The sequence below is a fragment of the Allobosea psychrotolerans genome, from assembly GCF_002917105.1.
Classification (GTDB): Bacteria; Pseudomonadota; Alphaproteobacteria; order Rhizobiales; family Beijerinckiaceae; genus Allobosea; species Allobosea psychrotolerans.
In genome coordinates, this window is sequence record NZ_PQFZ01000018.1 from 65,235 (window position 1) to 88,860 (window position 23,626).

The 23,626-nt window shown below is 64.2% G+C and carries 24 protein-coding genes and 2 tRNA genes; 6 read left to right on the forward strand and 20 right to left on the reverse strand.

The features are described 5' to 3' along the window. Positions 1-22: 22 nt before the first annotated feature. Positions 23-1,195: a glycerophosphodiester phosphodiesterase gene (locus tag CYD53_RS23655; RefSeq protein ID WP_210202419.1), complete on the forward strand. Its 1,173-nt coding sequence runs from the start codon at positions 23-25 to the stop codon at positions 1,193-1,195. Between the two features lie 209 nt (positions 1,196-1,404). Here CYD53_RS23655 and CYD53_RS23660 read toward each other — a convergent pair whose 3' ends face one another. The 8 genes from CYD53_RS23660 to CYD53_RS23695 form a co-directional block, all read right to left on the reverse strand. Next, complete coding sequence (locus CYD53_RS23660) at positions 1,405-1,710, reverse strand: hypothetical protein (RefSeq protein ID WP_103720548.1); 306 nt, start codon at positions 1,708-1,710, stop codon at positions 1,405-1,407. Positions 1,711-1,900: 190 nt separating this feature from the next. After that, complete coding sequence (locus CYD53_RS23665) at positions 1,901-2,692, reverse strand: amino acid ABC transporter ATP-binding protein (RefSeq protein WP_175525442.1); 792 nt, start codon at positions 2,690-2,692, stop codon at positions 1,901-1,903. Positions 2,693-2,712: 20 nt separating this feature from the next. After that, complete coding sequence (locus tag CYD53_RS23670) at positions 2,713-4,092, reverse strand: amino acid ABC transporter permease (RefSeq protein ID WP_103720549.1); 1,380 nt, start codon at positions 4,090-4,092, stop codon at positions 2,713-2,715. Positions 4,093-4,102: 10 nt separating this feature from the next. Continuing rightward, a complete protein-coding gene (locus tag CYD53_RS23675) occupies positions 4,103-5,296 on the reverse strand; it encodes an amino acid ABC transporter permease (protein WP_245928396.1) in 1,194 nt (397 codons plus the stop codon). A gap of 203 nt (positions 5,297-5,499) precedes the next feature. Next, entirely contained in the window at positions 5,500-6,522 is a 1,023-nt protein-coding gene (locus CYD53_RS23680) for an amino acid ABC transporter substrate-binding protein (protein WP_103720550.1), read from the reverse strand. A 149-nt stretch (positions 6,523-6,671) separates the two neighbouring features. Further along, entirely contained in the window at positions 6,672-7,694 is a 1,023-nt protein-coding gene (locus CYD53_RS23685) for an amino acid ABC transporter substrate-binding protein (RefSeq protein ID WP_103720551.1), read from the reverse strand. A 169-nt stretch (positions 7,695-7,863) separates the two neighbouring features. Further along, positions 7,864-8,886, reverse strand: coding sequence for an amino acid ABC transporter substrate-binding protein (locus tag CYD53_RS23690; RefSeq protein ID WP_103720552.1), 1,023 nt, complete (start codon positions 8,884-8,886; stop codon positions 7,864-7,866). 148 nt (positions 8,887-9,034) lie between these two features. After that, entirely contained in the window at positions 9,035-10,060 is a 1,026-nt protein-coding gene (locus CYD53_RS23695; RefSeq protein WP_103720553.1) for an amino acid ABC transporter substrate-binding protein, read from the reverse strand. A 256-nt stretch (positions 10,061-10,316) separates the two neighbouring features. On the opposite strand from CYD53_RS23695, the gene metC reads away from it, so the two are divergent. Continuing rightward, entirely contained in the window at positions 10,317-11,507 is a 1,191-nt protein-coding gene (gene metC / locus CYD53_RS23700; RefSeq protein WP_103720554.1) for a cystathionine beta-lyase, read from the forward strand. A 2-nt stretch (positions 11,508-11,509) separates the two neighbouring features. Then, positions 11,510-12,229: a transporter substrate-binding domain-containing protein gene (locus tag CYD53_RS23705; protein ID WP_245928397.1), complete on the forward strand. Its 720-nt coding sequence runs from the start codon at positions 11,510-11,512 to the stop codon at positions 12,227-12,229. Positions 12,230-12,299: 70 nt separating this feature from the next. Here the strand turns inward: CYD53_RS23705 and CYD53_RS23710 are convergent, their stop codons facing one another. The 3 genes from CYD53_RS23710 to CYD53_RS23720 form a co-directional block, all read right to left on the reverse strand. After that, complete coding sequence (locus CYD53_RS23710) at positions 12,300-12,629, reverse strand: lipid-A-disaccharide synthase N-terminal domain-containing protein (RefSeq protein WP_103720555.1); 330 nt, start codon at positions 12,627-12,629, stop codon at positions 12,300-12,302. Then, positions 12,626-13,378, reverse strand: a complete 753-nt coding sequence (locus CYD53_RS23715; protein WP_103720556.1) for a glycosyltransferase family 2 protein — start codon at positions 13,376-13,378, stop codon at positions 12,626-12,628. The genes CYD53_RS23710 and CYD53_RS23715 overlap by 4 nt, the downstream gene beginning before the upstream one ends. A 73-nt stretch (positions 13,379-13,451) precedes the next feature. After that, a complete protein-coding gene (locus CYD53_RS23720) occupies positions 13,452-15,140 on the reverse strand; it encodes an ArnT family glycosyltransferase (protein WP_103720557.1) in 1,689 nt (562 codons plus the stop codon). Positions 15,141-15,507: 367 nt separating this feature from the next. Between CYD53_RS23720 and CYD53_RS23725 the strand changes: the two genes are divergently transcribed. Then, on the forward strand, positions 15,508-15,795 hold the full coding sequence (locus tag CYD53_RS23725; protein ID WP_103720558.1) for a hypothetical protein: 288 nt from the start codon (positions 15,508-15,510) through the stop codon (positions 15,793-15,795). A 9-nt stretch (positions 15,796-15,804) separates the two neighbouring features. Here the strand turns inward: CYD53_RS23725 and CYD53_RS23730 are convergent, their stop codons facing one another. The 6 genes from CYD53_RS23730 to CYD53_RS23755 form a co-directional block, all read right to left on the reverse strand. Next, entirely contained in the window at positions 15,805-16,020 is a 216-nt protein-coding gene (locus CYD53_RS23730; protein ID WP_103720559.1) for an alkylphosphonate utilization protein, read from the reverse strand. A 212-nt stretch (positions 16,021-16,232) separates the two neighbouring features. Then, positions 16,233-16,955 carry a hypothetical protein gene (locus tag CYD53_RS23735; RefSeq protein ID WP_146055990.1) on the reverse strand — a complete coding sequence of 241 codons (723 nt, stop codon included), beginning with the start codon at positions 16,953-16,955 and terminating at the stop codon, positions 16,233-16,235. 307 nt (positions 16,956-17,262) lie between these two features. After that, a tRNA-Arg gene (locus CYD53_RS23740) sits at positions 17,263-17,339 on the reverse strand. 71 nt (positions 17,340-17,410) lie between these two features. Beyond that, positions 17,411-17,716, reverse strand: coding sequence for an ETC complex I subunit (locus CYD53_RS23745; RefSeq protein ID WP_103720561.1), 306 nt, complete (start codon positions 17,714-17,716; stop codon positions 17,411-17,413). 68 nt (positions 17,717-17,784) lie between these two features. Then, positions 17,785-17,861 (reverse strand) — tRNA-Pro (locus CYD53_RS23750). Between the two features lie 118 nt (positions 17,862-17,979). Further along, on the reverse strand, positions 17,980-18,456 hold the full coding sequence (locus CYD53_RS23755) for a DUF192 domain-containing protein (RefSeq protein WP_103720562.1): 477 nt from the start codon (positions 18,454-18,456) through the stop codon (positions 17,980-17,982). Between the two features lie 181 nt (positions 18,457-18,637). Here CYD53_RS23755 and CYD53_RS23760 point away from each other — a divergent pair, with 181 nt between their 5' ends. Then, a complete protein-coding gene (locus CYD53_RS23760) occupies positions 18,638-20,563 on the forward strand; it encodes a hypothetical protein (RefSeq protein ID WP_103720563.1) in 1,926 nt (641 codons plus the stop codon). A 184-nt stretch (positions 20,564-20,747) separates the two neighbouring features. After that, positions 20,748-21,365: a CatB-related O-acetyltransferase gene (locus CYD53_RS23765; protein WP_103720588.1), complete on the forward strand. Its 618-nt coding sequence runs from the start codon at positions 20,748-20,750 to the stop codon at positions 21,363-21,365. Here the strand turns inward: CYD53_RS23765 and CYD53_RS23770 are convergent. Genes CYD53_RS23770 through CYD53_RS23780 form a run of 3 tightly spaced genes read right to left on the reverse strand, consistent with a single transcriptional unit; the run spans position 21,340 to position 23,625 of the window. Beyond that, a complete protein-coding gene (locus CYD53_RS23770) occupies positions 21,340-22,356 on the reverse strand; it encodes an acyltransferase family protein (protein ID WP_103720589.1) in 1,017 nt (338 codons plus the stop codon). The two genes, CYD53_RS23765 and CYD53_RS23770, sit on opposite strands and share 26 nt — an antisense overlap. 32 nt (positions 22,357-22,388) lie before the next feature. Next, complete coding sequence (locus CYD53_RS23775; protein WP_103720564.1) at positions 22,389-23,279, reverse strand: glycosyltransferase family 2 protein; 891 nt, start codon at positions 23,277-23,279, stop codon at positions 22,389-22,391. 43 nt (positions 23,280-23,322) lie between these two features. Continuing rightward, positions 23,323-23,625 (reverse strand): hypothetical protein, encoded by a 303-nt coding sequence (locus tag CYD53_RS23780; RefSeq protein WP_103720565.1) that lies wholly within the window; start codon positions 23,623-23,625, stop codon positions 23,323-23,325. Position 23,626: the final 1 nt, after the last annotated feature.

Genomic DNA, 23,626 nt, shown 5'->3' on the forward strand with positions numbered 1-23,626 from the left:
AGCGCGACCAGGGACTGGACCGATGATGAAAGCGACCTTGCTCAGTGCCACAATGCTGGCCGGCCTCGCCTGCGGCGCGCTGGGTGCGCCTGACGCCATGGCCCAGACAGCCGCTCCGACCTTGTCGGGCCAGAAGCCGCTGATCGTCGGCCATCGCGGCGCCAGCGGCTACCGGCCCGAGCATACGCTCGAATCCTACAAGCTCGCGATCGAACAGGGCGCGGACTTCATCGAGCCCGATCTCGTGGCGACGAAGGACGGCGTGCTGGTCGCGCGGCACGAGCCGATCATGAGCGGCACGACCGACGTCTCGACCAGGCCGGAATTCGCGGATCGCAAGACCACGCGCAAGATCGACGGCGTCGACACCACCGACTGGTTCGCCAGTGATTTCACACTCGCCGAGATCAAGACCCTGCGGGCCAAGCAGGCCTTTGCCGATCGCGACCAGTCGCATAACGGCAAATACGAGATTCCGACACTGCAGGAGATCATCGACCTCGCCAAGGCCGAGAGCACGCGGCTCGGGCGCGTCATCGGCATCTATCCCGAGACCAAGCATTCGATCTTCCACGCCGCGATCGGCCTGCCGCTCGAGGACCGCCTGCTCGACGCGCTCAAGGCCGCCGGCTGGACCGAAAAATCCTCGCCCGTGATCATCCAGAGCTTCGAGACCGCGAATTTGAAGTATCTCCGCGGCAAGACGCAGCTGCGCCTGATCCAGCTCGTCGATGCCGACGATGTCGACAAGGACGGCGGCATCGTTCTGGCTGCCCCCTTCGACAAGCCCTATGATTTCGTCGTCACCGGCGACAAGCGCAGCTTCAAGGATCTCGTCACGGCTGAAGGGCTGAAGGAGATCAGGACCTATGCCGACGGCGTCGCCCCCTGGAAGCCCTACATCCTGCCAGCCAAGCAGGTCCTGGGCGATGACGGCAAGCCACAGGATCTGAACAAGGATGGCGTGATCGACGAGCGCGACCGCGTGCTGCTGCCGGCGACCGATGTCGTCAGGAATGCCCACGCTGCCGGGCTCTTCGTCCATAGCTGGACCTTCCGCAGTGAGCCCAAGCGCCTGGCCTCGAATTACAAGGGCGATCCGGCCGCCGAATACAAGGCGTTCTTCGCGCTTGGCATCGACGGGCTGTTCTCGGATTTCCCGGACGCGGCCGTGAAAGCGCGTGACGGCAAATAAGCTGCCAAACCGCGCACAAAAAAGGCCGCCCCGCGCTAGAGCTGGATGCGAAAAAGTGGGAACCGGTTTTTCGCACCGATCCTGCTCTAACTCTTTGATGAGAGACGGATTCAGATTTCAGACCGGGTCACCTTGTGACCCGGTCTGAAATCATCCGGCTCTAGCGGGACGGCCTTTCGATTCGGGTTTCGCCGACGCTGAGCGGTCGATCAGCTGCAGACGCGCTGCCTCGTCTTGATCACGCCACGCCGCGTCTCTTCGCGCGTGATGACCGTGCGGCAGCGCGGGCGGTCGCGGAATTCGACGCGACGACGATCGTCGCGTCGATAATAGCCACGGTCCGAGCGACGCTCGAAACCGTCGCGGTCATCACGGCGAACTTCGCGCTCGATGATGCGCTCGCTCGGGCCGCGTGTCTCGACGCCGACGCCGCCGGGCCCGATGTTGATCGACTGGGCATAGGCACCGCCTGTCATCACGAGAGTGCCGATGAGAGCGGGAATAAAGCGGTTCATGGTGTTTCCTCCGGTTGGTTGATCAACCCACCGGGCAGTGCTTTGTTCCGACTAGTCGCAGTTTACCACCCGCCCTGCCCCCAGGGCGGTAATAAAATCGCCCGTCGACAATTATTCAGTCGCAACAAAAAATGGCGCACCGGAAGAATCGGTGCGCCATCGGAAAGATCTTAATCTGCCGAAATCGAGCTCAGTGCAGGATCTGGCTCAGGAAGAGCTTCGTGCGCTCATGCTGCGGGTTCTTGAAGAAGGCGTTGGGTTCGTTCATTTCGACGATCTGCCCGGCATCCATGAAAATGACCCGGTCGGCGACCTGGCGGGCAAAGCCCATCTCGTGGGTGACGCAGAGCATGGTCATGCCCTCATCGGCGAGCGAAACCATGGTGTCGAGCACCTCCTTGACCATCTCGGGATCGAGCGCCGAGGTCGGCTCGTCGAACAGCATGATCTTGGGGCTCATGCAGAGCGAGCGCGCGATGGCGACGCGCTGCTGCTGGCCGCCCGAGAGCTGGCCGGGATATTTCGCGGCCTGCTCGGGAATCTTGACGCGCTTGAGATAGTGCATGCCGATCTCCTCCGCGTCCTTCTTGGGCATCTTGCGGACCCAGATCGGCGCCAGCGTCAGGTTCTCGAGGATCGTCAGATGCGGGAACAGGTTGAAGTGCTGGAACACCATGCCGACATCGCGGCGGATCTCGTCGATCTTCTTCAGATCGTTGGTGAGTTCGGTGCCGTCGACGATGATCGAGCCCTTCTGGTGCTCTTCCAGGCGGTTGATGCAGCGGATCATCGTCGACTTGCCGGAGCCCGACGGTCCGCAGATCACCAGCTTCTCGCCGCGCTCGACCTTCAGGTTGATGTCGCGCAGCACGTGGAACTCGCCGTACCACTTGTTGACGCCGATCATCTCAACCGCGGTCGGAGTGTTCAGCGAGGTCTGCTTCAGCGCGGCGGGGCGGCTCGCGGTATTCGTTTCTGCCATGGTCATGTTGGTTGGTCCCTTCAGCGCTTCTGACCGGCGGCCATCCGCTTCTCGACCGAGATCGAGTAGCGCGACATCCCCCAGCAACACAGGAAATAGAACATTGCGGCGAAGGCATAGCCAGTCGCTCGCGTGGTCGGCGTCGCCCAGGTCGGATCGACCAGGGTGGCTTCGATGGTGCGCAGGAAGTCGAAGATGCCGACGATGGTGACCAGCGTCGTATCCTTGAACAGCCCGATGAACGTATTGACGATGCCCGGAATGACGATGCGCAGCGCCTGGGGCAGGATGATCAGCCGCATCATCTGCCAGTAACCCAGACCGAGCGACATCGCTCCTTCGTACTGGCCCTTCGGCATCGCCTGCAGGCCGCCGCGAATTACCTCCGCCATATAGGCGGCGGCGAAGAGTGCGACGCCGACCAGCGGCCGCAGCAGCCGATCCGGCGAATATTCCTGCGGCACGAACAGCGGCAGCATGGTGTTGGCCATGAACAGCACCGTGATCAGCGGCACGCCGCGGACGAACTCGATGAAGATCACCGAGAGGAGCTGGATGATCGGCAGCTTCGAGCGCCGTCCCAGCGCCAGGATGACACCAAGCGGCAGCGAGAAGACGATGCCGACCGCCGCGATCAGGAAGGTCACCGTCATGCCGCCCCAGAGGCCGGTGTCGACACGCGGCAGGCCGATCTTGTCGGCCAGGATCGCGATCAGGCCGAAGACGACCAGCGACAGCAGGATCAGGCGCTTGGGCCGGTAGAAGCGCTTCCAGGGCGGCTGCGCCTCCTCGACAGCCAGGAAGGCAGGGCCGATCCAGAACCGCGCCAGGGCCGGCACGAAGGACAGCACCAGATAGATCACCATCAGCACCAGCGTCAGGCCGATGAGCCAGCGCAGGAAGCCTTCGGCATTGGGGCCGCCGAGCAGCAGCACATAGGCACCAATCGGCAGTATGACGAAGAAGAAGAAGAGGCCGACCTTCTTCAGCGGCGCCCTTTCCCAGAGCAGCCAGAGCACGCCGAGTGCAAACATCGCGAAAACGATGTTGACGCGCCAGCGCTGCGGCACCGGATAGGAGCCGTAGATGAAGTACTGGAAACGGTCGGCGATATAGGCCCAGCACGCGCCGACCGGACGGCCGATCTTGTCGGCCAGGCATGCATCGCGATTGGTGCCGCTCCAGACGGCGTCGATGAAGTAGAACCGTATCATCTCCGGCACCGTGGTCACGACGATGTAGACGCATAGCAGCGTCAGGATCGAATTGACCGGGCCGGAGAACAGGTTGGTGCGGATCCAGGCGATCGGCCCCGCCACCGAGAGCGGCGGGGTTTCCTGCGCCAGCGCCTCTTTGCGGACGAAGGCGAATGGTGCGTTTTCGGTGGTTGCATCGGTCATCGTAGCGCCCTCACCGTTCCACCAGCGCCATGCGCTTATTGTAGATATTCATGAAAAACGAGGTGACGAGCGAGATCGTGAGATAGACCGCCATGGTGATCGCGACCACCTCGACCGCCTGCCCGGTCTGGTTCAGCACCGTGCCGGTAAAGACCTGGACGAGATCGGGATAGCCGATCGCGACCGCCAGCGAGGAGTTCTTGGTCAGGTTGAGGTAGTTCGAAGTCAGGGGCGGGATGATCACCCGCATGGCCTGCGGGATGACGACGAGCTTCAAGGTCGGCCCGGCGCGCAGCCCCAGCGCATTGGCGGCCTCGGTCTGTCCTTTCGAGACGGCGAGAATGCCGGCACGCACGACCTCGGCGATGAAGCCCGCGGTATAGGTCGTCAGACCCAGCAGCAGCGCGACGAATTCCGGGAAGATCTGGATGCCGCCGCGCAGGTTGAAGCCGGCGATCTCCGGATAGACGAACGAGATCGGGCGGCCGGTGACGAGGTAGACGAAGAACGGCAGCACCACGATCAAGCCGAGCGCGATCCAGCCGACAGGATACTGCTTGCCGGTCGCCTCCTGCTGCTTGCGGGCCCAGACGCGGAAGATGATCGAGGCAACGATGCCGATCAGGAACGTCCAGATAATGACTGAGCCGCCGGGACCGAGCTGAGGGTCCGGAAGATAGAGGCCGCGATTGTTGAGCAACGCACCCGCCGGCAATTCGATCGACTGGCGCGGATTGGGCAGCGGCTTCAGCACCGCGTTGTACCAGAAGAACAATTGCAGCAGCAGCGGCAGGTTGCGGATGACCTCGACATAGATCATCGCGAGCTTCGACAGCACCCAATTGCTGGAGAGCCGGGCCACGCCGACGAAGAAGCCGAGGAAGGTCGACAGCACGATGCCGATCGAAGCGACCAGCAGCGTGTTCAGAAGGCCGACATAGAAAGCCTCGCCATAGGTCGAGCCCGAGGCGCTGAATGGGATCAGCTTCTGGTTGACGTCGAAACCCGCGGCATTGTGCCAGAATCCGAAGCCGGACGCGATCTTCTGCGCGCGCAGATTGGTGATGGCGTTCGACGCGGCCGAATAGAGCAGGAAGCCGACAACGGCGAGCAGGGCCAGCTGGTAGACATAGCCCCTTATCTTGGGATCGTAGAGCAGCGAGGCCTTGCCCGGCTGAACCGTCTCGGTCGGAATGGTCGACACGTGTTACGCCCTTTTTTGTTTTGATTGCGGCAGGTGAACCGGCGGCGGCCTCGACCGCCACCGGATGTTTCCTTCTGATCTCAGACCTTCGCGCTAGACCAATTTCCGATCCGAATGGATCGCTCAATTGCTCTAGGCCATTGTTTTAACGCGTTTTTTCACGAGAATCGGTATTCAGTCGCTCAAAAACGCGCTAGAGCGCCTCAACGGATCGGCGGTGCGTATTGCAAACCCCCTTTGGTCCACAGCGCGTTCTGACCGCGCGCGATCTTCAGTGGCGAGCCCGCGCCGACATTCTTCTCGAAAACCTCGCCATAGTTCCCGACAAGTTTGACGATGCGATAAGCCCAATCATTGCTCAAGCCCATCGGCTCGCCGAACTTGCCCTCGGTGCCGACGAAGCGCCTGATCTCGGGGTTCTCCGATTTCAGCATCTCATCGACATTGGCCTTGGTGATGCCAAGCTCCTCGGCGTTCAACATGGCGTTATGCGTCCATTTGACGACATCGAGCCAATTGTCGTCGCCATGGCGGACAACCGGACCCAGCGGCTCCTTCGAGATGATCTCGGGCAGCACGATATGGTCCGTCGGAACCTGAAGCTTCAGGCGCTCGGCATAAAGACCTGATGAGTCCGTGGTGAAGGCGTCGCAGCGGCCGGATTCATAGGCCTTGATCGTCTCATCGCCGCTGCTGAAGGCCACGACCTCGTACTTCATCTTGTTGGCGCGGAAGAAGTCGGCGAGGTTCAGTTCGGTGGTCGTGCCTTGCGCGACGCAGACAGAAGCGCCGGCGAGCTTGAGTGCCGAATCGATACCGAGCTTCTTGCGGACCATGAAGCCCTGGCCGTCGAAATAATTGATGCCCGCGAAGTTGAGACCGAGCGAGGTATCGCGCGACAAGGTCCAGGTCGTGGTGCGCGAGAGCAGATCGACCTCGCCGGCCTGGAGCGCGGTGAAGCGGTCCTTCGACGAGAGCGGCACGAACTTGACCTTCTGCGGGTCGTTGAAGATCGCCGCCGCCAAGGCGCGGCAAAGATCGACGTCGATGCCTGTATAATTGCCCTGCGCATCGGGCATCGCGAAACCGGCGAGGCCCGGGCTCGTGCCGCATGTGACGACGCCCCTCGCCTTGATCTGCGGAAGCAACCCTGTCTGGGCCTGGGCAACCCCCGCGCCGAGAGCGAGCGATGCGAGCACGAGTGCTGACGTGACGGCTTTTTTCATTGCGTTCCCCTGTTTTAGGTGCGGGCTTGCGCCCGCACCTAAAACGCTTAGCAAGTCCCGGACCATGCGCTTTCGATGCGTAACGGACGGCGCGGGACCGGGATCGATACGGCGCCGGCACGGGGCCGACGCCGATCGCTCGCGATGCTTCAGCGGATCGGCGGAGCGTATTGCAGCCCCCCCTTGGTCCAGAGGGCGTTCTGGCCGCGCGCGATCTTCAGGAGCGAGCCCTGGCCGACATTCTTCTCGAAGACCTCGCCGTAATTGCCGACAAGCTTGATGATCCGGTAGGCCCAGTCATTGGTCAGGCCCATCGGTTCGCCGAACTTGCCCTCGGTGCCGACGAAGCGCTTGATCTCGGGATTATCCGATTTCAGCATCTCGTCGACATTGGCCTTGGTGATGCCGAGTTCCTCGGCGTTCAGCATGGCGAAGTGAGTCCATTTGACGATGTCGAGCCAATTGTCGTCACCATGGCGAACGACAGGGCCGAGCGGCTCCTTCGAGATGATCTCGGGCAGCACGATATGGTCGGCGGGCGTCGTCAGGTTCAGCCGTTCGGCATAAAGACCCGAGGCGTCCGTGGTGAAGGCGTCGCAGCGGCCTGCCTCATAGGCCTTGACGGTCTCGGTGTTGCTCGCGAAGGCAACGACCTCGTACTTCATCTTGTTGGACCGGAAATAGTCCGCGAGGTTGAGTTCCGTGGTCGTGCCCTGCTGCGTGCAGATAGAGCCACCGGCAAGCTTCAACGCGGAGTCGACGCCGAGTTTCTTACGGACCAGGAAGCCTTGGCCGTCATAATAGTTCACGCCCGCGAAATTGAGCCCGAGCGAGGTGTCGCGCGACAGCGTCCAGGTCGTGGTGCGCGAGAGTAGATCGACCTCGCCCGATTGCAGCGAGGTGAACCGATCCTTGGCCGAGAGCGGGATGAACTTGACCTTCAGTGGATCGTTGAAGATCGCCGCCGCGACCGCGCGGCAGAGATCGACGTCCAAGCCTGTCCAGTTGCCCTGGGCATCGGGAATGCCGAAGCCGGCAAGGCCCGTCCCGGAACCGCAATGGAGAATACCGCGGTTCTTGACCTGGGCAAGCGTGCCGGTCTGCGCTTGCGCTCCGCCGATGCAAGCTGCAGTTGCCGCCGCGACGAGCGCGGCTGCGAAAAACTTATTCATGGTTGTTTCCCCTGTTGGCGGAACGGGTTCTTCCCGTTCTCGAAATGCTAGCAAGTCCCGGACCAAATGATCCTCGCCCGGTATCCTCCCCTCCTTCCCCCACAAAATAAAGCCGTCGCGACCAAACCGCGAACGGAGCGCCGGCAGAACCGACGCTCCGCACATACGATCAACGGACCGGAGGAGCGTATTGCAATCCTCCATTAGTCCACAGCGCATTCTTTCCACGGGCAATCTTGAGCATGGAGCCGGCGCCGACATTGCGCTCGAACGCCTCGCCGTAATTGCCGACCAGCTTGATGGCCCGGTAGGCCCAGTCATTGCTCAAGCCGATCGCTTCGCCGAACTTGCCCTCGACACCGAGCAGGCGCCGGATCTCAGGGTTGGTCGATTTGAGCATCTCGTCGACATTCGCCTTGGTGACGCCGAACTCTTCCGCGTTCAACATGGCGAAATGCGTCCATTTCACCAGGTTGAACCATTGCATGTCGCTGCTGCGAACGACCGGACCGAGCGGCTCCTTGGAAATGATCTCGGGAAGGACGACGGCGTCCTCCGGCGCGGTCAGCTTCAGGCGCAGCGCATAGAGCGCCGAGGCATCGTCCGTCAGCGCATCGCAGCGCCCGGATTCGAAAGCCTTGATCGCTTCGTCACCCTTGTCGAAGGCGACGACCTCGTACTTGATCTTGTTGGCGCGGAAGAAGTCCGCGACGTTCAACTCGGTCGTCGTGCCCTGCTGCAGGCAAATCGACGCGCCATCGAGCTTCAGGGCGGATTGGACGCCGAGCTTCTTCTGAACCAGGAAAGCCTGGCCGTCATAATAGTTCACGGTCGAGAAGCTCAAGCCGAGCGCCGTATCGCGCGCCATCGTCCAGGTGCTCGTCCGCGACAGCAGATCGACCTCGCCCGACTGCAACGCGGTGAAGCGGTCCTTCGACGACAGCGGAACAAACTTGACCTTGCCGGCATCGTTGAAAATCTCGGCAGCGACGGCGCGGCATAGATCGACATCGAGGCCGACCCAGTTTCCTTGCGCATCAGGGATGCCGAAGCCGGCCAAGCCCGGGCTGACGCCGCAAATGAGTTCGCCGCGGTTCTTGACCGTTGCGAGCGAGGAGGTCTGGGCCTGGGCGTGTTCCACGCCAGGAAGGAATGCGGCAAGCGCGAGCGCCGCGACGAGCAATCGTTTCATGGTAGTCCCCTATCCGGAGCGGTTCATCCGCTCTCGCGTATTCTGAGCAGCCAGAGCCGCATATTCTGCGGTTTATGAGGACCTATTCGGCATTGGCGTGAGCAGCCCGGGCGCCGAACACGGTCGGCGCCCGGATTTGGTTTTGATGTCAGCGAACCGGCGGGGCGTATTGCAGGCCGCCCTTGGTCCAGAGTCCATTCTGGCCGCGCGCGATCTTCAGCAGCGAGCCCTGGCCGACGTTCTTCTCGAAGGATTCGCCGTAATTGCCGACCAGCTTGATGATGCGGTAGGCCCAATCGGCGGTGAGGCCAATGCCTTCGCCGAACTTGCCCTCGACACCGAGCAGACGCTTGATCTCGGGATTGGGCGACTTCAGCATCTCATCGACATTGGCCTTGGTCACGCCGAGTTCCTCGGCGTTCAGCATGGCGTAGTGCACCCACTTCACCAGGTTGAACCACTGCGCGTCGGTGTTGCGCACGGACGGGCCAAGCGGCTCCTTGGAGATGATCTCGGGCAGGACCATGTGATCGTCCGGCGCCGTCAGCTTCAGGCGCTCGGCATAGAGGCCCGAGGCATCGGTGGTGAAGGCGTCGCAGCGGCCGGCGTCATAGGCCTTGACCGTCTCGTCGGAGGAGGCGAAGGCGACGACTTCGTATTTCAGGTTGTTGGCGCGGAAGAAGTCGGCCAGATTCAGCTCGGTCGTGGTGCCCTGCTGAGTGCAGACCGAGGCGCCCGAAAGCTGCAGCGCCGAGGTGACGCCGAGCTTCTTGCGGACCATGAAGCCTTGGCCGTCATAGTAGTTCACGCCGGTGAAGAGCAGGCCGAGCGAGGTGTCGCGCGACATCGTCCAGGTCGAGTTGCGGACGAGCAGATCGACCTCGCCCGACTGCAGCGCGGTGAAGCGATCCTTCGCCGAAAGCGGGATGAACTTCACCTTGGCCGGGTCATTGAAGATCGCCGCGGCGACTGCGCGGCAGTAATCGACATCGAGGCCGACCCAGTTGCCCTGGGCATCCGGCACGCCGAAGCCGGCAAGACCGGTGTTGGAACCGCAGTTGAGGATGTTGCGCGATTTGACCTGGGCCAAAGTCGCAGGCGCCTGCGCTGAAACCGCTGTCGCGGTGACCGCGAGCCCAAGCCCTGCGATCGCGGCTGCCAAGAATTTCTTCATTGCTCTCTCTCCCATTGAGGTCTCCTGTCCGGCCGGGCCGGCAGGCCGTCATCGGCTTCGCCGCTTGCAGGCATTTTGCCCGCTCTGATTGCACAGGAATTAAGCGGCGTCCCCAAGGTCGATTGCCAGAGACGCTCATGAGCGTCAAGCAACGGCCCATATCCGGCACGCCTCTTTCCCGGCTTCGCATCACATGCAAGTTTCCAAGGGTGGTCAAGCCTGACCCGAACCAGAAAACGGCCTCGCGATTCCATCCATGAAAAAGCTGTCCCCGCCTGATTTCGCGCGCCTGCGCGAGAAGACCCGCCTCGTCCTTGCAGGCCGCGATCCGGCCGATAGCTATGGTTTCGTCAATCCCGCGATCGTGCGCGGTTCGACGGTGATCTACCCCAATATGGAGGATTTCCTCGCCCGGAAGTCGCGCTACACCTACGGAACCCAGGGCAACCCGACGATCGACGCGCTGGTGGCGGCGCTGAACACCATGGAAGGCGGCGCGGGCGTCGTCGTCTGCCCCTCGGGCCTGCTCGCCTGCACCTTGCCGATGCTGGCGGTGCTCTCGGCCGGTGATCACCTTCTGGTGACCGACAGCGTCTACCGGCCGACGCGCAACTTCTGCGACAGGATGCTGCCGCGCCTGGGCATCGAAGTCAGCTACTACGATCCTGCTATCGGCGGCGATATCGCAAAGCTGTTCAAGCCGAACACCAAGGCAGTCTGGACCGAGGCTCCGGGCTCACAGACCTTCGAGATGCAGGATATTCCCGCCATCGTGGACGCCGCGCATGCCCGCGACGTGCTGGTGCTGATGGACAACACCTGGGCGACGCCGCTGTTCTTCGACAGCCACAAATTCGGCGTCGACATCTCGGTACAGGCCGGCACGAAATATTACGCCGGACACTCCGACGTGCTGATCGGCACCGTCTCGGCGCGCACGCCCGAGCTCTACAAGCTGGTCCGGGACTGCTGGGAGACGCTCGGCGTCATCATCGCGCCCGAGGACGCCTTCCTGACGTTGCGCGGCATCCGCACCATGCATATTCGCTTGAAGGAGCAGATGCCGGCCGGCCTCGAGATGGCGCAGTGGCTGAGCGAGCGCCCGGAAGTGGCGCGGGTGCTGCACCCGGCGCTGCCGAGCGACCCAGGCCACGCGCTCTGGAAGCGCGACTTCACCGGCGCCTCCTCGCTCTTTGCGATCGAGCTCAAGCCTGTGGCGATGAAGGCCGTCGGCGCCATGCTGGACGGCCTGACCCTGTTCGGCATGGGCGCGTCCTGGGGCGGCTATGAGAGCCTCGTCCTGCCGTTCGACTGCAAGCCCTACCGCACGGCGACGACGCCGGGTTTCAAGGGTCCGACGATCCGCCTGCATATCGGGCTGGAAGACCTCGAGGATCTGAAGGCCGATCTCGACGCCGGGTTCGCCCGGCTGCGCGCGGCGAGCTGAGCGTGGCGAGCAGCCCATCGGACCCGATCGTCTTCGCCTATCTCGACGAGCCGCCCTTCTGCTTTCCCAGGGAAGGCGGGACGGCGGCAGGCAGTGATGTCGAACTGGTGACCGCCGTGCTGAACGCGCTCGGCATCGCTTCGTTCGAGACGCGGCTGACGAGCTTTGCCGAGCTCTTGCCCGGGCTCGTCGACGGGCGCTGGACGATCACCACCCCGCTCTTCATCTCGCAGGAGCGGCTGGAACGCGTTGATTTCAGCCTTCCGGTCTGGGCTCTGGCCGACGGCCTGATGACCAGGCAGGCGGATAGCGCTCATCTGACAGGTTATGATGCCCTGGCGCGCGACGGGCGCTCACGGCTCGTCGTCGTTTCCGATCAGGTCCAGGAACAGACCGGATTGAAAGCGGGTATCCCCGATGATCGCATCCTGCGCGTCGCCACGCAGGAGGATGCCGTGGATCTGGTGCGATCGGGACGCGCCGACGCCTATGCAAGCGTCGCCATGGCGCATCGCGGCTATCTCGCGCTCCACCCCGACCCCAAGCTTGCCGTCGTCACGGCAGGAGCCGCGATGCCGGCTCGCGGCGCTTTTGCCTTCGCCAAGTCGGCGGCCGGTTTCAGGCGGCGTTTCGACGAGGCCTTGGGCAGCCAGCTCGGCAGCGCCTGGCACCGCAGCATGATGGCGCGCTACGGGTTTTCACCCGACGACCTGACGCTATGAATCCCTCTCAAACCAAGGAATTAGAGCAGGATCAATGCGAAAATCGGCAACCCCTTCTTTGCGCAATGGCCTATGAGGCCGAGCGCCTTTTGCGGTTGCTGAAGATCAGCATGAGATTGCGCACATAGATCACCACCGCCAGCGCCTGGCCCATGATGATGATCGGTTCACGCTTGACGATGCCGTAGACCAGCGTCATCGCGCCGCCGGCCATCGAGAAATACCAGAACGAGAGCGGCATCACGGAGTTGCCCTCGCGCTCGCTGACGAGCCATTGCACCAGGAAGCGCGCCGTGAAGAGCAATTGCGCGATGATGCCGAAGGCGAGCCAGAAGTCGAATTTCAGCACGAAGACATCGTAAAGATAGTCGGATACGGCGTGGCCGATCGAGATGATCATGATTGCGTGTCCGGCACGATCTGAGGAATGCGCTTGCGCCGGCGGATCAACCACCAGACGCCGGCAAGGTCGAGGATGCCGACCCAAAGCCGGTCGAAGAAGCCGTAATTCGAGACGCCGGTAAGGCGGGGCCGGTCACGGACCTCGACATGCACGATGCCATAGCCCTCGCGTACCATCAGGGCCGGCATGAAGCGGTGCAGCGCGTCGAAATAGGGCAAGGCGAGATAGGCCTCGCGGCGGAAGCATTTCAGGCCGCAGCCTGTATCACGTGTGCCGTCCTTGAGGATGCGCCCGCGCACGCCGTTGGCGATGCGCGATTGCAGCTTCTTGAAACCGGTGTCCTTGCGCCCGACGCGCTGCCCCTGCACGAGCCCGGCCTGGAGACCCGCCTGCTGCAGCGCATCCAGCATGCGCGGCAGGAAAGCCGGGTCGTTCTGGCCATCGCCGTCGAGCGTCGCCACGATGGCCGAGCGGGCATGGCGCACGCCGCTGCGCACGGCCGCGCTCTGGCCGCAGGACTGGGCATGGGTGACGACGCGCAGCCAGGGGCGGCTCGCCATCAGCCCTGCCAGCGCCTGCGCGGTGCCATCGCTCGAGCCGTCATTGACGAAGATCACCTCGAAATCACCGATCGCGGCGCAGGCGGTCTCGATGTCGGCCAGCAAGGGGCCGACATTGCCGACCTCGTTGCGGACGGGGACGACGACGCTGAGAATCGGCGGTGGAACTGCGGGGCTGTCGGTCAACGGAACATCATCCGGGAAAACGGCGCGCAACCTGCGTCAAGCGGGGCTGCAGGGCAAGGAACATTCATCTGGCTCACGGGCGCGCGAACACCGCGATCTCGAGCCGGCGACCGCCATTGAGGTTGAAGCCGTTCAGCGTGGTCAGCAGCCGCGGCGTCAGGCCGGCCTGGGAGATCGCCGTCTGGAACTCGGCCGCGAAGCGCTTCTCGACGAAGGCGATGCGGCAACCAGGCTGACCCAGGAAGGACGCCGCCGCGGCACCATCCGCCGCCATGGCGAGATCGGTCCCGGTCAGGAAGACCAGGCTGGGCTCGCGATAACCCGCCGTGATGACCTTGGGATCGGCGCAACCGGCCGTGGCGACGGTCTCGGCCAGGCGCGGGGACAGCTTCAACGAACGCAGGCTTTCGACCGCAAAACCGTAGACGCCTGCGCCGAGCAGCAGGCTCGCCAGCACGCAGCGCCAGAGTGCGCCTTCGAGATCACCACGACGGAAGGCCGCGACCACGCGCCAGGCGACGAGCAGCATCAAGGCAAACAGCGGCAGTGCCCGATAGGGCAAGGTCTGGTCAAGCGTCCAGTTGCCGTAGAGGATCACCCCGACCAGCACGAGTGGAACCAGGAAGACCAGCGCCGCGGTCGCCACGGCGCCACGCCGGAAGCGGTCGATGCCGCCATTGACGAGTGCCAGCAGCAGCAGCGCGGTAATGGCCGGATAGAGCGGCAGGACATAATGCGGCAGCTTGGTCGGCACCGCCTCGAAGACGATCCAGGACGGGACGATCCAGGCCAGCAGGAACAGGATCTGCGGTTCGCGCCGGCGCACCCAGGCGAAGGGGATCGCCATCGCCGCGAAAGCCGCCGCCGGCCAATAGGTGCCGAAGAAGATCAGCAGATAGAGCCCGGGCGGCCCCCAATGCTTTTCCTGGCCCTCGGAGACCTTGCCGAGCATGTCCTGGCCGACGCTCTCCGCGAAGAAGGAGCCGCCCGTCTTCACCGCGATGGCGATGAACCAGGGCAGCACCACGATGAGGCAGAGCAGCAGCCCCGGGCCGAAGCGCAGCGGCTTCAGCCAGCGGACGCCGCGTTCGCTCACGCAGAGCACGACCATGGCCAGCCCCCAGACCATGGGAACGATCGGCCCCTTGATCAGCAAAGCGATCGCGGTGGCGCTCCAGAAGACGAGCCAGTTCCAGCAGCTCGGCACGAAGGCGAGCGAGCGTGTCCAGTCGAGCCAGGTCCGCGCGAGCGCCCCCATGGTCGCGACCGCGCAGGCGGCCAGCACCGCATCGGTCTTGGCGATGCGCGCCTCGACGCCGAGCAGGACGCATGCCGCCATCAAGGCGCCGCCGAGCAGCGCCAAGGGCGGGCTGACGAAGGCGAGCAGCGCCCAATAGGTCAGGAGCACCGCGGCCACGGCGCCGACCAGCGAGGGCAGGCGGTAAAGCCAGATCTGGGTCCGCGCCTGGGGCACGCCGAGCGCCTCTCCGGCCGAGACCGCCGCACTCTGCAGCCAGTAGATGCCGACGGGCTTCTTGTGGCGCGCCTCGGCCTGGAAGCGGATATCGACGAAATCGCCGCTCTCCAGCATCTGCTTGCTCGCCTGCGCAAAGCGCGGCTCGTCGCGGTCGAGCGGCTGGAGCGTGCTGAAGCCCGGCAGGAAGGCGGCGAGCGCCAGCAGCAACAGCAGGGCGCAGGCGCGCAGATGGCTCGCCGAAGCAAAGCTCGTGATGCGATCGATCGCGGGGCTCAGCGAAACCATGGTGATCCTTGCGACCGAGGTCGCGCTCGTGACGTGCCGGTGGGCGGTTAGGCTGGCAGCCCCTCTTCGCGAGCGAGAGCCCGTAGCGGAGCCGTGCCCGGATGACGAGCCTTTCGGGCGTGATCAAGGCGGAGCCATGCCCCGAAAGCCATGACCGGCGCGGTTTACGCCGCCTGTCGCGGCGCTGCAAGCCAAACGCCATGACAGACCCATCCGGCTCGCATCGAAGAGCGAGAGCAGGATGCAAAAACCGGTTCCCGCTTTTCGGGCCGATGCTGTGGCGCTTTGATGATGCATCGGCTTGTCCCGAAAACCGGTTCCCACTTTTCGGGCCGGTGCTCTAGCCTGGACTCAACTGGAGACGGCGATGGGCAGGCTTCTTCTCGGGGCGATACGCAGCGGCCTCTGGGGTTTGCTGCTGGGGCCGCTGATTGCCCTCCTGCTCGTATTCGCGGCGATGATCTTCGACCCGAAATGCGGCGTGGGCGATTCCGGCGGCTGCGCCATGGGGTTGGTGACGGCACCTCTCGCCATCGCCCTGCCGAGTTTCGGGTTGTTTTTCGCAATCGGGCTGGCGCGCGGCCTGTGGCGGCAGCGGCCGCGCGATCTACGGGCGTCGATCGAGCGCCTGCGCAATTGGGGCCGAGACGATTGAGAGCTGAACTCAGGCGCGCTTGAGGAACTCGGTCTTCAACACGAGGCCCTTCACCTTCTCGGCATTGCACTCGATCTCGCCCGGATCGTCGGTCAGGCGGATGTTCTTGACCAGCGTGCCGCGTTTCAGCGTGACCGATGTGCCCTTGACCTTCAGATCCTTGATCAAGGTCACGGAATCGCCGTCCTTCAGCACCGTGCCGTTGCTGTCCCTGACGTCGCTCATGGCAATTCCCGAAAGCTGAAGCCTTGGCGCGCTAAAGGTGCAGCGCACGCGCGCAAGGCGGGTGAAATGGCAAGACCGGCTGGATTCGAACCAACGACCAGCGGCCGGGAAGGCTTAGCGCCTTGGCTGATCCGACAAGACCCCTCCAACGCAGGCGTCCTATAGCGACCTGCCTTTCCCGGGACAAGTTCGAAGGGCTTGCGCGGCGCCGCTCAGGACATCAGAAAGGCACGCAGCCGCACGCCTGCCATCACCGGCACCGGCTTGATCCCTCCGACGACGCGCTGGAAGCCACGCCCGGCGAGGTTGTTGCCCTGGCCGATCGGCAGCTCGAACATCAGCACGGAGAAATAGCCGCCGAGACCGGTCACGAGCGCATAAATCTGGAACCCCATGGCGCGCGTGCCCAAGGCGGCCGCGATCTCGCCCGGGGTCCAGACGGCCGCGGGGTTGAAAGCGGTCAGGTCTCCCGCCGCGCCCGCCTCCGCTGCAAAGGTCCGCTTCACCTTCGTGCTGGCCGCGGGATTGTTGTCGATGGTGCCGACATGTGCGACCTTCGCGCCGCCATCAGTCCAGGTCGCAATCAGGCAGCCGCTCATCGGCCCGGTCAGGACATCGCCACCGGCAAGCGGCATGGTGGTGGTACGGCCGGCGACATATGAAAGCCAGCGATAGGGGATCGGCTGCCCCATCCTCAGGCCCAGCGAATTGGCGTGGAAGTTCGCCAGGATCTGGTCGTCCATCCCGTCATAATTTATCGGGTTCGGCGACAAGGGCGGCGTCGGTATCACGGCGCCGTTATTGTCGCTGGTTTGTGAGCGCGGCGGCATCCATTTCAGCCGAACGCCACGACGTAGGTAGCTTTCCAGCATCAACTGGCCCCCCCAGAGCCGCCCAAGGATACCCGCGCAGCCGAAAGCATAACGCAAGGTCATCTCAAGCTATGAGCCTGCTGACGGGGCAACAAGCTTTTTCGTCGTGCACTCGCGCAGCAGCGAGGCGCACGGCAGCGGCGCATCCGACCCCGGGGTTCAGGTCGCGAAGCTGGCCAACGGAATTGGGACCTCGCACGCCCTTCATGACACATGCGCCCTGCTCGACACGGCCATCGAATTCGGCAAGACCCGCCTGGTTGATGGTGCCTGGGTCGCGCTGGGAGCGATTCGAGAAAGCGAGTTGGAAGGCGGCAACCTCCTTCCAACTGTCCGAGGCCGCCGCATTGGCGAAAACCCAGGTGAAATATGGCGAGCCCGGCTGGATTCGAACCAGCGACCAGCAGCTTAGAAGGCTGCTGCTCTATCCATCTGAGCTACGGGCCCGTGGGCTTAGGCGCAAGCGCCCTCGCCTGTCTGGAAAGCTCGCGCGCCGCACAGGAGGCGGCACGTGTTGATCAGTGCGTCCACTGTCCGACGCGGCTGAACTTGAAATTATCGGCATAGGCCATCGAGCGGCGCTTGGCCTCATGAGGCTGCTCGACCCGGTAGGCGATGCCGTTGCGCGTCGCGTAGGCGACGGCTTCCGCCTCGGTATCGAACCAGAGCTTGAGCTGGCTCTTCATGTCGCCCGACGAGGTCCAGCCCATCAGCGGTTCGATCTCGCGCGGACGCTCCGGCTCATATTCCAGCAGCCAGCGATCGGTCTTGGCGGTGCCGGACTGCATCGCAGTGCGGGCGGGGCGGTAAATGCGTGCGGTCATGGTCTCGCTCGGCCGTCACCAGAATTGCCCAGGCCCGCCTGTGGCGAACCGTTTCGAAACGAGGAGGCTGGTCGGGGCACCAGGATTCGAACCTGGGACCCTCTGCTCCCAAAGCAGATGCGCTACCGGGCTGCGCTATACCCCGACTGAGCCATTCCTCGCGTCGCGGTTGGCTATCACGGCGCGGGCTTGCGCCGCAAGCGAAAGCCAAGATTCAAACGATGAGAAGAATCAGCCGACCGCCGAATCAGCGGCCGAACCGCTCAACGCTTGAACAAGACATGCTCGACCTTGTCGCCGGGCTTGATGCCGAGCTTCTCGGCGACGCCGCCATTGATCTCCAGTACCGAGAGCACCGGCTCGCCCGAGGGAATCGTGCGGGTCGACAGCGGCTCCGTGCGCTCCGCGATGCGCGAGATCGTGCCGTTGGCGCGGATGAAGAGCATATCGAGCGGGATATAGGTGTTCTGCATCCACATCGCGACCGGTTCGGTGCGGGCGAAATCGAACAGCATGCCGCGATCCTCGGGCATGTAGTTGCGGTACATCAGCCCCTTGGCCCGCTGGTCGGGCGTGCGCATGACCTCGACCTGGAAAACATGGCGCGTGCCGCCGCTGACGATGACAAGCTGCTCGAGCCCGGCTGCCGGAGCCCCGGCTTGCGCCAGAGCGGCAGACGGCCCTGTCGCCAGGGCGATCCAGGCAAGGCAAGCGGTAATGAAAGACAAGGCGGCCCGCATGGCTTAGTGCTCCCCGGCTGCGGCAAACGACGCCCTCTCTCGACCCGGGAGATGGCGAATTTCCGACAGATACCGGCGATAGCTCGGAATTGGTCAAGTATTTCGTCGCGCACAGCCTGTCGCCCCGCTTCCCTTCGTCGCGGCGTTGCGGCAGGGTCGCGCACCCAAACGGGAGAGTTTCATGATCGCTTTGCCCCTCCAACGGCTCACGAGCTACCGCAGCGCGGCTCTTGCCACTATCCTGATCGCGCTCGCGCAGCAGCCGGCCTGGGCTGCCGATTTCCAGATCGACGGGCTGAAGTTCGATTTCGGCGCCGTGGTGATCACCGCGCCCAAGATCGACGTGAAAGGTTCGGCGCTGGAGCGCGAGGCTTTCGTCTCCCTGTTCAACGCCAGCACCGGCGAAAGCGCCGTCTCCCGCATGAGCAAGCTCAACGCCGCCGAGATCAGCGCGCCGGAGCTGACCATCGAGCAGGCGATCGGCGATCAAAAGCAGGTCACGCGCTATCGCGATATCCGCTTTTCCGATGTGAAGGATGGCAAGATCGGTCGCGGCACCGCAGCGAGCGGCACGGTTACGGCGACGCTTCCCGCCAGCGCAAAGCCCGCAACGCCGCCCTCCCCCGGCGGCGCGCTCGGCGACGCCGCCAAGGCCATCGCCGGTGGCGCAAGCGCCGGCCCGACCTCCATCAACGGCCAGTTGCTCCGCACCAGCTTCGAGGCGCTGGACCTGAAGCACATGGCGCGCGTGCTGACCGAGAAGGCGCAACCTGGCGTCACTGAAGCGATGCTGCCGGTATTCGGCCGCTTCGAGCAGGAGGGCTACACGCTCGATATGGGCGCGGCCGGCAAGATCTCGCTCGGCAAGACGACGGGGCGCGGTTTTGCCGCCAGGGTCGGCGACGAGCCGCTCGGCGAGGTGGTCACGCGGCTCATGGCCATGTCGGAGGCTCAGGCAAAAGCCGCCAGGGAACCCGGAGCCAAGCCGCCTTCGCTGAAGAGCGAGGAAGACCGGCGCATGGGCCTGTCCCTGCTCTCGCTCTACGACAATTTCTCCTATGGCAGCGGCGAGGCGCGCGACATGGCGATGACCATCGTCACGCCGGCGACGCCCAGCGCCAAATCCGAGACCGTCGACATGAAGATCGCGCGGATCGCCTTCGGCGAGGACGCGCCGGCGAAGTCGGGCTTCGCGGTCGAGGGTCTGCAATTCGCTGCGGGCGGCGCCAAGGGCCAGATCGATTCGCTGAGCCATTCCGGCTTCGCGATGGGCTCTGTCCTTAGCGAATTGAAGGCACTGCTCGCCAAGCCCGATGCCGAGATCGACACAATTGATTTCCGCAAGTTCATCCCAACCATCGGGACGCTGCGCCTGGACGGGCTTTCGGTCGACGTGCCGCAACCAGGCAAGCCCGGACAGCCCGCGCTGGCGCCGCTGAAGGTAGCCTTGAAAACCTTCGAGCTGAAGGCCGGCGAACAGCTCAACGGCGTTCCCACCAGCCTGGGCCTGACAATCGACAACCTGCTGGCCCCTGTCACGGAAGCCAGCGGCAATCCGGCCGCGCGCGACCTGATCGCCATGGGCTACCGCATGCTCGACCTCTCCGCCAAGATCGACCTCGCCTGGGAGGCGGCGCGCAATGAGCTCGCCATCCGCGCGATCTCGTTCGGCGGAACTGGAATGGGCAAGCTCGAGGCCAAGGGCACGCTCGGCAACGTCACCAAGGATCTGTTCTCGAGCGATCTCGCCTTGGCTCAGGTTGCGGCGCTCGGCGCGACCGCGCGCCTGGTCGAGGCGAAGCTGCAGAATCAGGGCCTGTTCGAAAAGCTGCTCGACAATGAGGCGCGCAAGGCCAAGCGCAAGCCTGAGGATCTGCGCCGCGAATACGCCATGATGGCGAGTCTGGGACTTGCCGCCATCCTGGGCCCGTCCGACGCCGCCAAGACGCTGACGGCGGCGGTTTCACGCTTCGTCGCCAAGCCGGGGACGCTTACCGTCCAGGCCAACGCGAAGTCCGGCAGCGGGCTCGGCCTCGCCGATGTGATCACGCTCTCGGATCCGACCGAGATCTTCGACAAGATCGATCTCACAGCCAATGCCGAGTGAACAAGGGCGTTTTCGAGCGAAACGGACACCGGTTCGCGTGAAGGAAACGCTTTCAAACAAGGGCCTGGAGCAATTGAACGATCCAATTGGATCGGAAACTGCTCCAGGCGGCATACTGCCGCCGGAAGACGAGGACTGGCGCCCAGGCCCGCTCGCAGCCTGGTGGTCGGGCCTGGCCCCGGCGCTGCGCGGCGTCCTGCGCCGCCACCTCAACCCCGACAACCAGACGCGGCTGCATCTGGCGCGGCTGATCGGGCGGCGACCCGGCCAGATCGCGGTCGGAGCCTATACCTATGGCCGGCCGAAGGTGCGCTTTCCCGAGAGCGGCGTTCGCCTGCGCATCGGCCGCTACGGCTCGATCGCCGATGGTGTCGAAATCCTGCTCGGCGGCAATCACCGGCTCGATTGGGCGACGACCTACCCCTTCCCGGCCCTGCCCCGGCTCTGGCCGGAAGCAGCCGGGATCAGCGGCAGCGACACCTCGCGCGGCGACGTCATCATCGGGCACGATGTCTGGCTCGGCTCGCAATGCATGGTGATGTCGGGCGTCACGATCGGCCATGGCGCGGTGGTGGCGGCGCGCGCCGTGGTGACGCGCGACGTGCCCGCCTATGCCATCGTCGCCGGCAATCCGGCGCGGGTGGTCAGGATGCGCTTCGAGGATGCGCAGATCACGGCGCTCCTGGCGACACGCTGGTGGGACCTGCCGCGGGACCAGGTCGCCGACCTGCTGCCGCTCCTGATGTCAGGGCAAATCGAAGAGCTCGTGGCTAAGATCAACCGCAGAGCAGGCGGCGCTTGAGCCCGAGCGCCGGGTTCTCGACGAAGTGCCAGCTCGCTGCAGCCAGGAGCAGGGTCAGCAACAAGGATGGCGCGAGCAGGGTCAGCGCACCGGTCGCGGGAAACAGCGCATAGAAGACCTGCTGTATGGGCCAGCCATAAAGATAGACGCCATAGGAAAAATCGGCCGCGGGGGTGCTGCGCCAGGCTGTCAGGGCCGGTGCCAGAGCCAGCACGATCACGCCCCAGGCCGTAACCGAGAAGAGCGCGGCCTTATAGAGCGGCGTCCGCGCCAGCAGCGCGACAAGGATCGCAAGCCCGCAAAGCCCCCAGACGGATAGCGGCACGCGCTCGCGCCAGAGATAGATCAGACCCCCGGCCACAAAGATCAGCGGCAACCGCAACCCGGTCTCCACCCCCTTGGCGCCGTTGGGCGCGATGATCTCGCGCAGGACGACGGCGGCCAGCAGCAAGCCCCAGAGGCAAAGCACCCAGCTGCGCCGACACAACAATCCCGCCAGGCCCGCGACAAGCACGCCGAGATAGCAGAGGCACTCATATTTCAGCGTCCAGACCGTCCCCATCGGAAAGGACAGCGGATTCTGGTCGAAGACGCCTGGTAGCGCTGCCGCGCTCTTGAAGGTGGTCAGCGTGCCCCAGATGAAACGCCAGAGCTGTCCATCCGCGAAATAGGACGCCCGATCGAGGCTGGTCATCATGGTTCCGATGACGAGTGAAACGAACAGGGTGGCCCCGACCAGGCCAGGCACGATCCTGAGCAGGCGGGCCAGCCCGAAGTCGCGCCAGCCGCGCCGCTCAAAGCTCATCGTCACCAGGAAGCCGGAAATGGCGAAGAAGCCGTTCACCGCATGCTCGCCGAGCGTGAAGCCGGTGGCGTGCATGAGCGGCTCGTCATCGACATGCCCCGTCGCCACGCTGAAAGCGTGCGAGACGACCACGGCAAGCGCCAGGACGAGGCGCAGAATTCCGAAATTATTCGAGCCGCAGACCATCCCGTCACCGACGCAACAGAAGCGCGCGGACGTCACGGCCTCGGCTCCAGCCCTTGCCGTGCTAGCGCGCTCGCTCTCCGCAACCAGGCCAGCGCGCCAGCGACGGAGCCGGCATGGGCGAACATCTTGTCTCGATTCAAGATCAACCCGTAACCAATTGTTTTGAAGGCATTTTCAACGACCTTGAATAACCCGGGAGCCGGCAGGCCGAATTTTCTGGCGACATAGCGTTCCGACCAGGCGAGGTGCCAGCGGGCCGTAAAGCGGCGCTGCGGCGAGGGTGCGCTGGAGCGGCCCCGTCCGTGCCGGGCTTCCGCCGCATCGACATGGATGAGGCTGTGGCCAGCGTCGCGCATGCGGCGGCAAAGGTCGTCATCCTCATAGAACAGGAAAATCGCCGGATCGAAGCCGCCCAGCGCCAGGAAGGTGTCGCGGTGAATCAGGAGGCAAGCGCCCGAGAGGAAAGGCAGGCAGGCATCCCCTTCCGGGATAACGGCCTCGCCGGGATGATTGAGGTAGGGCGGCGACAGTAACGAGCGAGGCTGCAGGAAGATGCGGCCGGAGGGTTCGACGATGCGCGGCGCAAGCATGCCGGCGTCGGGATAGCGTTTCGCGGCCGCCAGCAGCGCCGCCACCGCACCGCGCTGCAGTTCGAGATCGGGATTGACGATCAGCACGTAAGGCGTCTCGGCGGCGTTGACGCCGCGATTATTGGCGCGGCCATAGCCTTCGTTCAAGGTGTTGGCGAGCACCCGGGCGCCTTGCGCCTGTGCGATGGCGCAGGTCTCGTCCTGGCTGGCGTTGTCGACCACGATCGCCGGCACGCCTTCGCTCGCCAAAGCCGCCAGGCAGGCAGGCAGAACCTGGGCGCTGTCATAGGCGACCACGATGGCTGTGACGGCGTCTGCGAAAGCCTGCGACATGATGGCTGTTTGGCCGCAAGGCGTGGCCGCAAGCAAGCGAAAATCAGCGCCGGGTCAGGAGCGCAAGCTCGCGCTGCACAGCAAGACGCTCCGCCGCCTCGCAACGGCGCGGCGCCTTGTAGGATTTCACCGCAAGGCTTGCCGAGGTCGAGACGAAACGCTGACGGTCTTCGCGCGCGACCCGCGCCAGCACGCCCTGGCGGTCCACCCTGAGCCCGCAATCATAGCCGCGCGACACCTGGGCCGCCGCGTATTCGGGCGTCCCGGGCAAGGCCGTGATGGTGCTGCTGCAGGCGGCGAGAGCAAGCAGGGACAACCCCGCAAGGCATGACTTGGCGAAGGACATC

Bases quoted from the DNA above. Each gene is read 5' to 3' on its own strand.
- CYD53_RS23770 (WP_103720589.1), bottom strand. From the start codon at position 22,356: ATGGTCTGCGGCTCGAATAATTTCGGAATTCTGCGCCTCGTCCTGGCG.
- CYD53_RS23690 (WP_103720552.1), bottom strand. From the start codon at position 8,886: ATGAAACGATTGCTCGTCGCGGCGCTCGCGCTTGCCGCATTCCTTCCT.
- CYD53_RS23680 (WP_103720550.1), bottom strand. From the start codon at position 6,522: ATGAAAAAAGCCGTCACGTCAGCACTCGTGCTCGCATCGCTCGCTCTC.
- CYD53_RS23670 (WP_103720549.1), bottom strand. From the start codon at position 4,092: ATGACCGATGCAACCACCGAAAACGCACCATTCGCCTTCGTCCGCAAA.
- CYD53_RS23730 (WP_103720559.1), bottom strand. From the start codon at position 16,020: ATGAGCGACGTCAGGGACAGCAACGGCACGGTGCTGAAGGACGGCGAT.
- CYD53_RS23665 (WP_175525442.1), bottom strand. From the start codon at position 2,692: ATGGCAGAAACGAATACCGCGAGCCGCCCCGCCGCGCTGAAGCAGACC.
- CYD53_RS23780 (WP_103720565.1), bottom strand. From the start codon at position 23,625: ATGTCCTTCGCCAAGTCATGCCTTGCGGGGTTGTCCCTGCTTGCTCTC.
- CYD53_RS23710 (WP_103720555.1), bottom strand. From the start codon at position 12,629: ATGATCATCTCGATCGGCCACGCCGTATCCGACTATCTTTACGATGTC.
- CYD53_RS23655 (WP_210202419.1), top strand. From the start codon at position 23: ATGATGAAAGCGACCTTGCTCAGTGCCACAATGCTGGCCGGCCTCGCC.
- CYD53_RS23755 (WP_103720562.1), bottom strand. From the start codon at position 18,456: ATGCGGGCCGCCTTGTCTTTCATTACCGCTTGCCTTGCCTGGATCGCC.
- CYD53_RS23735 (WP_146055990.1), bottom strand. From the start codon at position 16,955: ATGACCTTGCGTTATGCTTTCGGCTGCGCGGGTATCCTTGGGCGGCTC.
- CYD53_RS23760 (WP_103720563.1), top strand. From the start codon at position 18,638: ATGATCGCTTTGCCCCTCCAACGGCTCACGAGCTACCGCAGCGCGGCT.
- CYD53_RS23685 (WP_103720551.1), bottom strand. From the start codon at position 7,694: ATGAATAAGTTTTTCGCAGCCGCGCTCGTCGCGGCGGCAACTGCAGCT.
- CYD53_RS23745 (WP_103720561.1), bottom strand. From the start codon at position 17,716: ATGACCGCACGCATTTACCGCCCCGCCCGCACTGCGATGCAGTCCGGC.
- CYD53_RS23720 (WP_103720557.1), bottom strand. From the start codon at position 15,140: ATGGTTTCGCTGAGCCCCGCGATCGATCGCATCACGAGCTTTGCTTCG.
- CYD53_RS23660 (WP_103720548.1), bottom strand. From the start codon at position 1,710: ATGAACCGCTTTATTCCCGCTCTCATCGGCACTCTCGTGATGACAGGC.
- CYD53_RS23725 (WP_103720558.1), top strand. From the start codon at position 15,508: ATGGGCAGGCTTCTTCTCGGGGCGATACGCAGCGGCCTCTGGGGTTTG.
- CYD53_RS23695 (WP_103720553.1), bottom strand. From the start codon at position 10,060: ATGAAGAAATTCTTGGCAGCCGCGATCGCAGGGCTTGGGCTCGCGGTC.
- CYD53_RS23775 (WP_103720564.1), bottom strand. From the start codon at position 23,279: ATGTCGCAGGCTTTCGCAGACGCCGTCACAGCCATCGTGGTCGCCTAT.
- metC (WP_103720554.1), top strand. From the start codon at position 10,317: ATGAAAAAGCTGTCCCCGCCTGATTTCGCGCGCCTGCGCGAGAAGACC.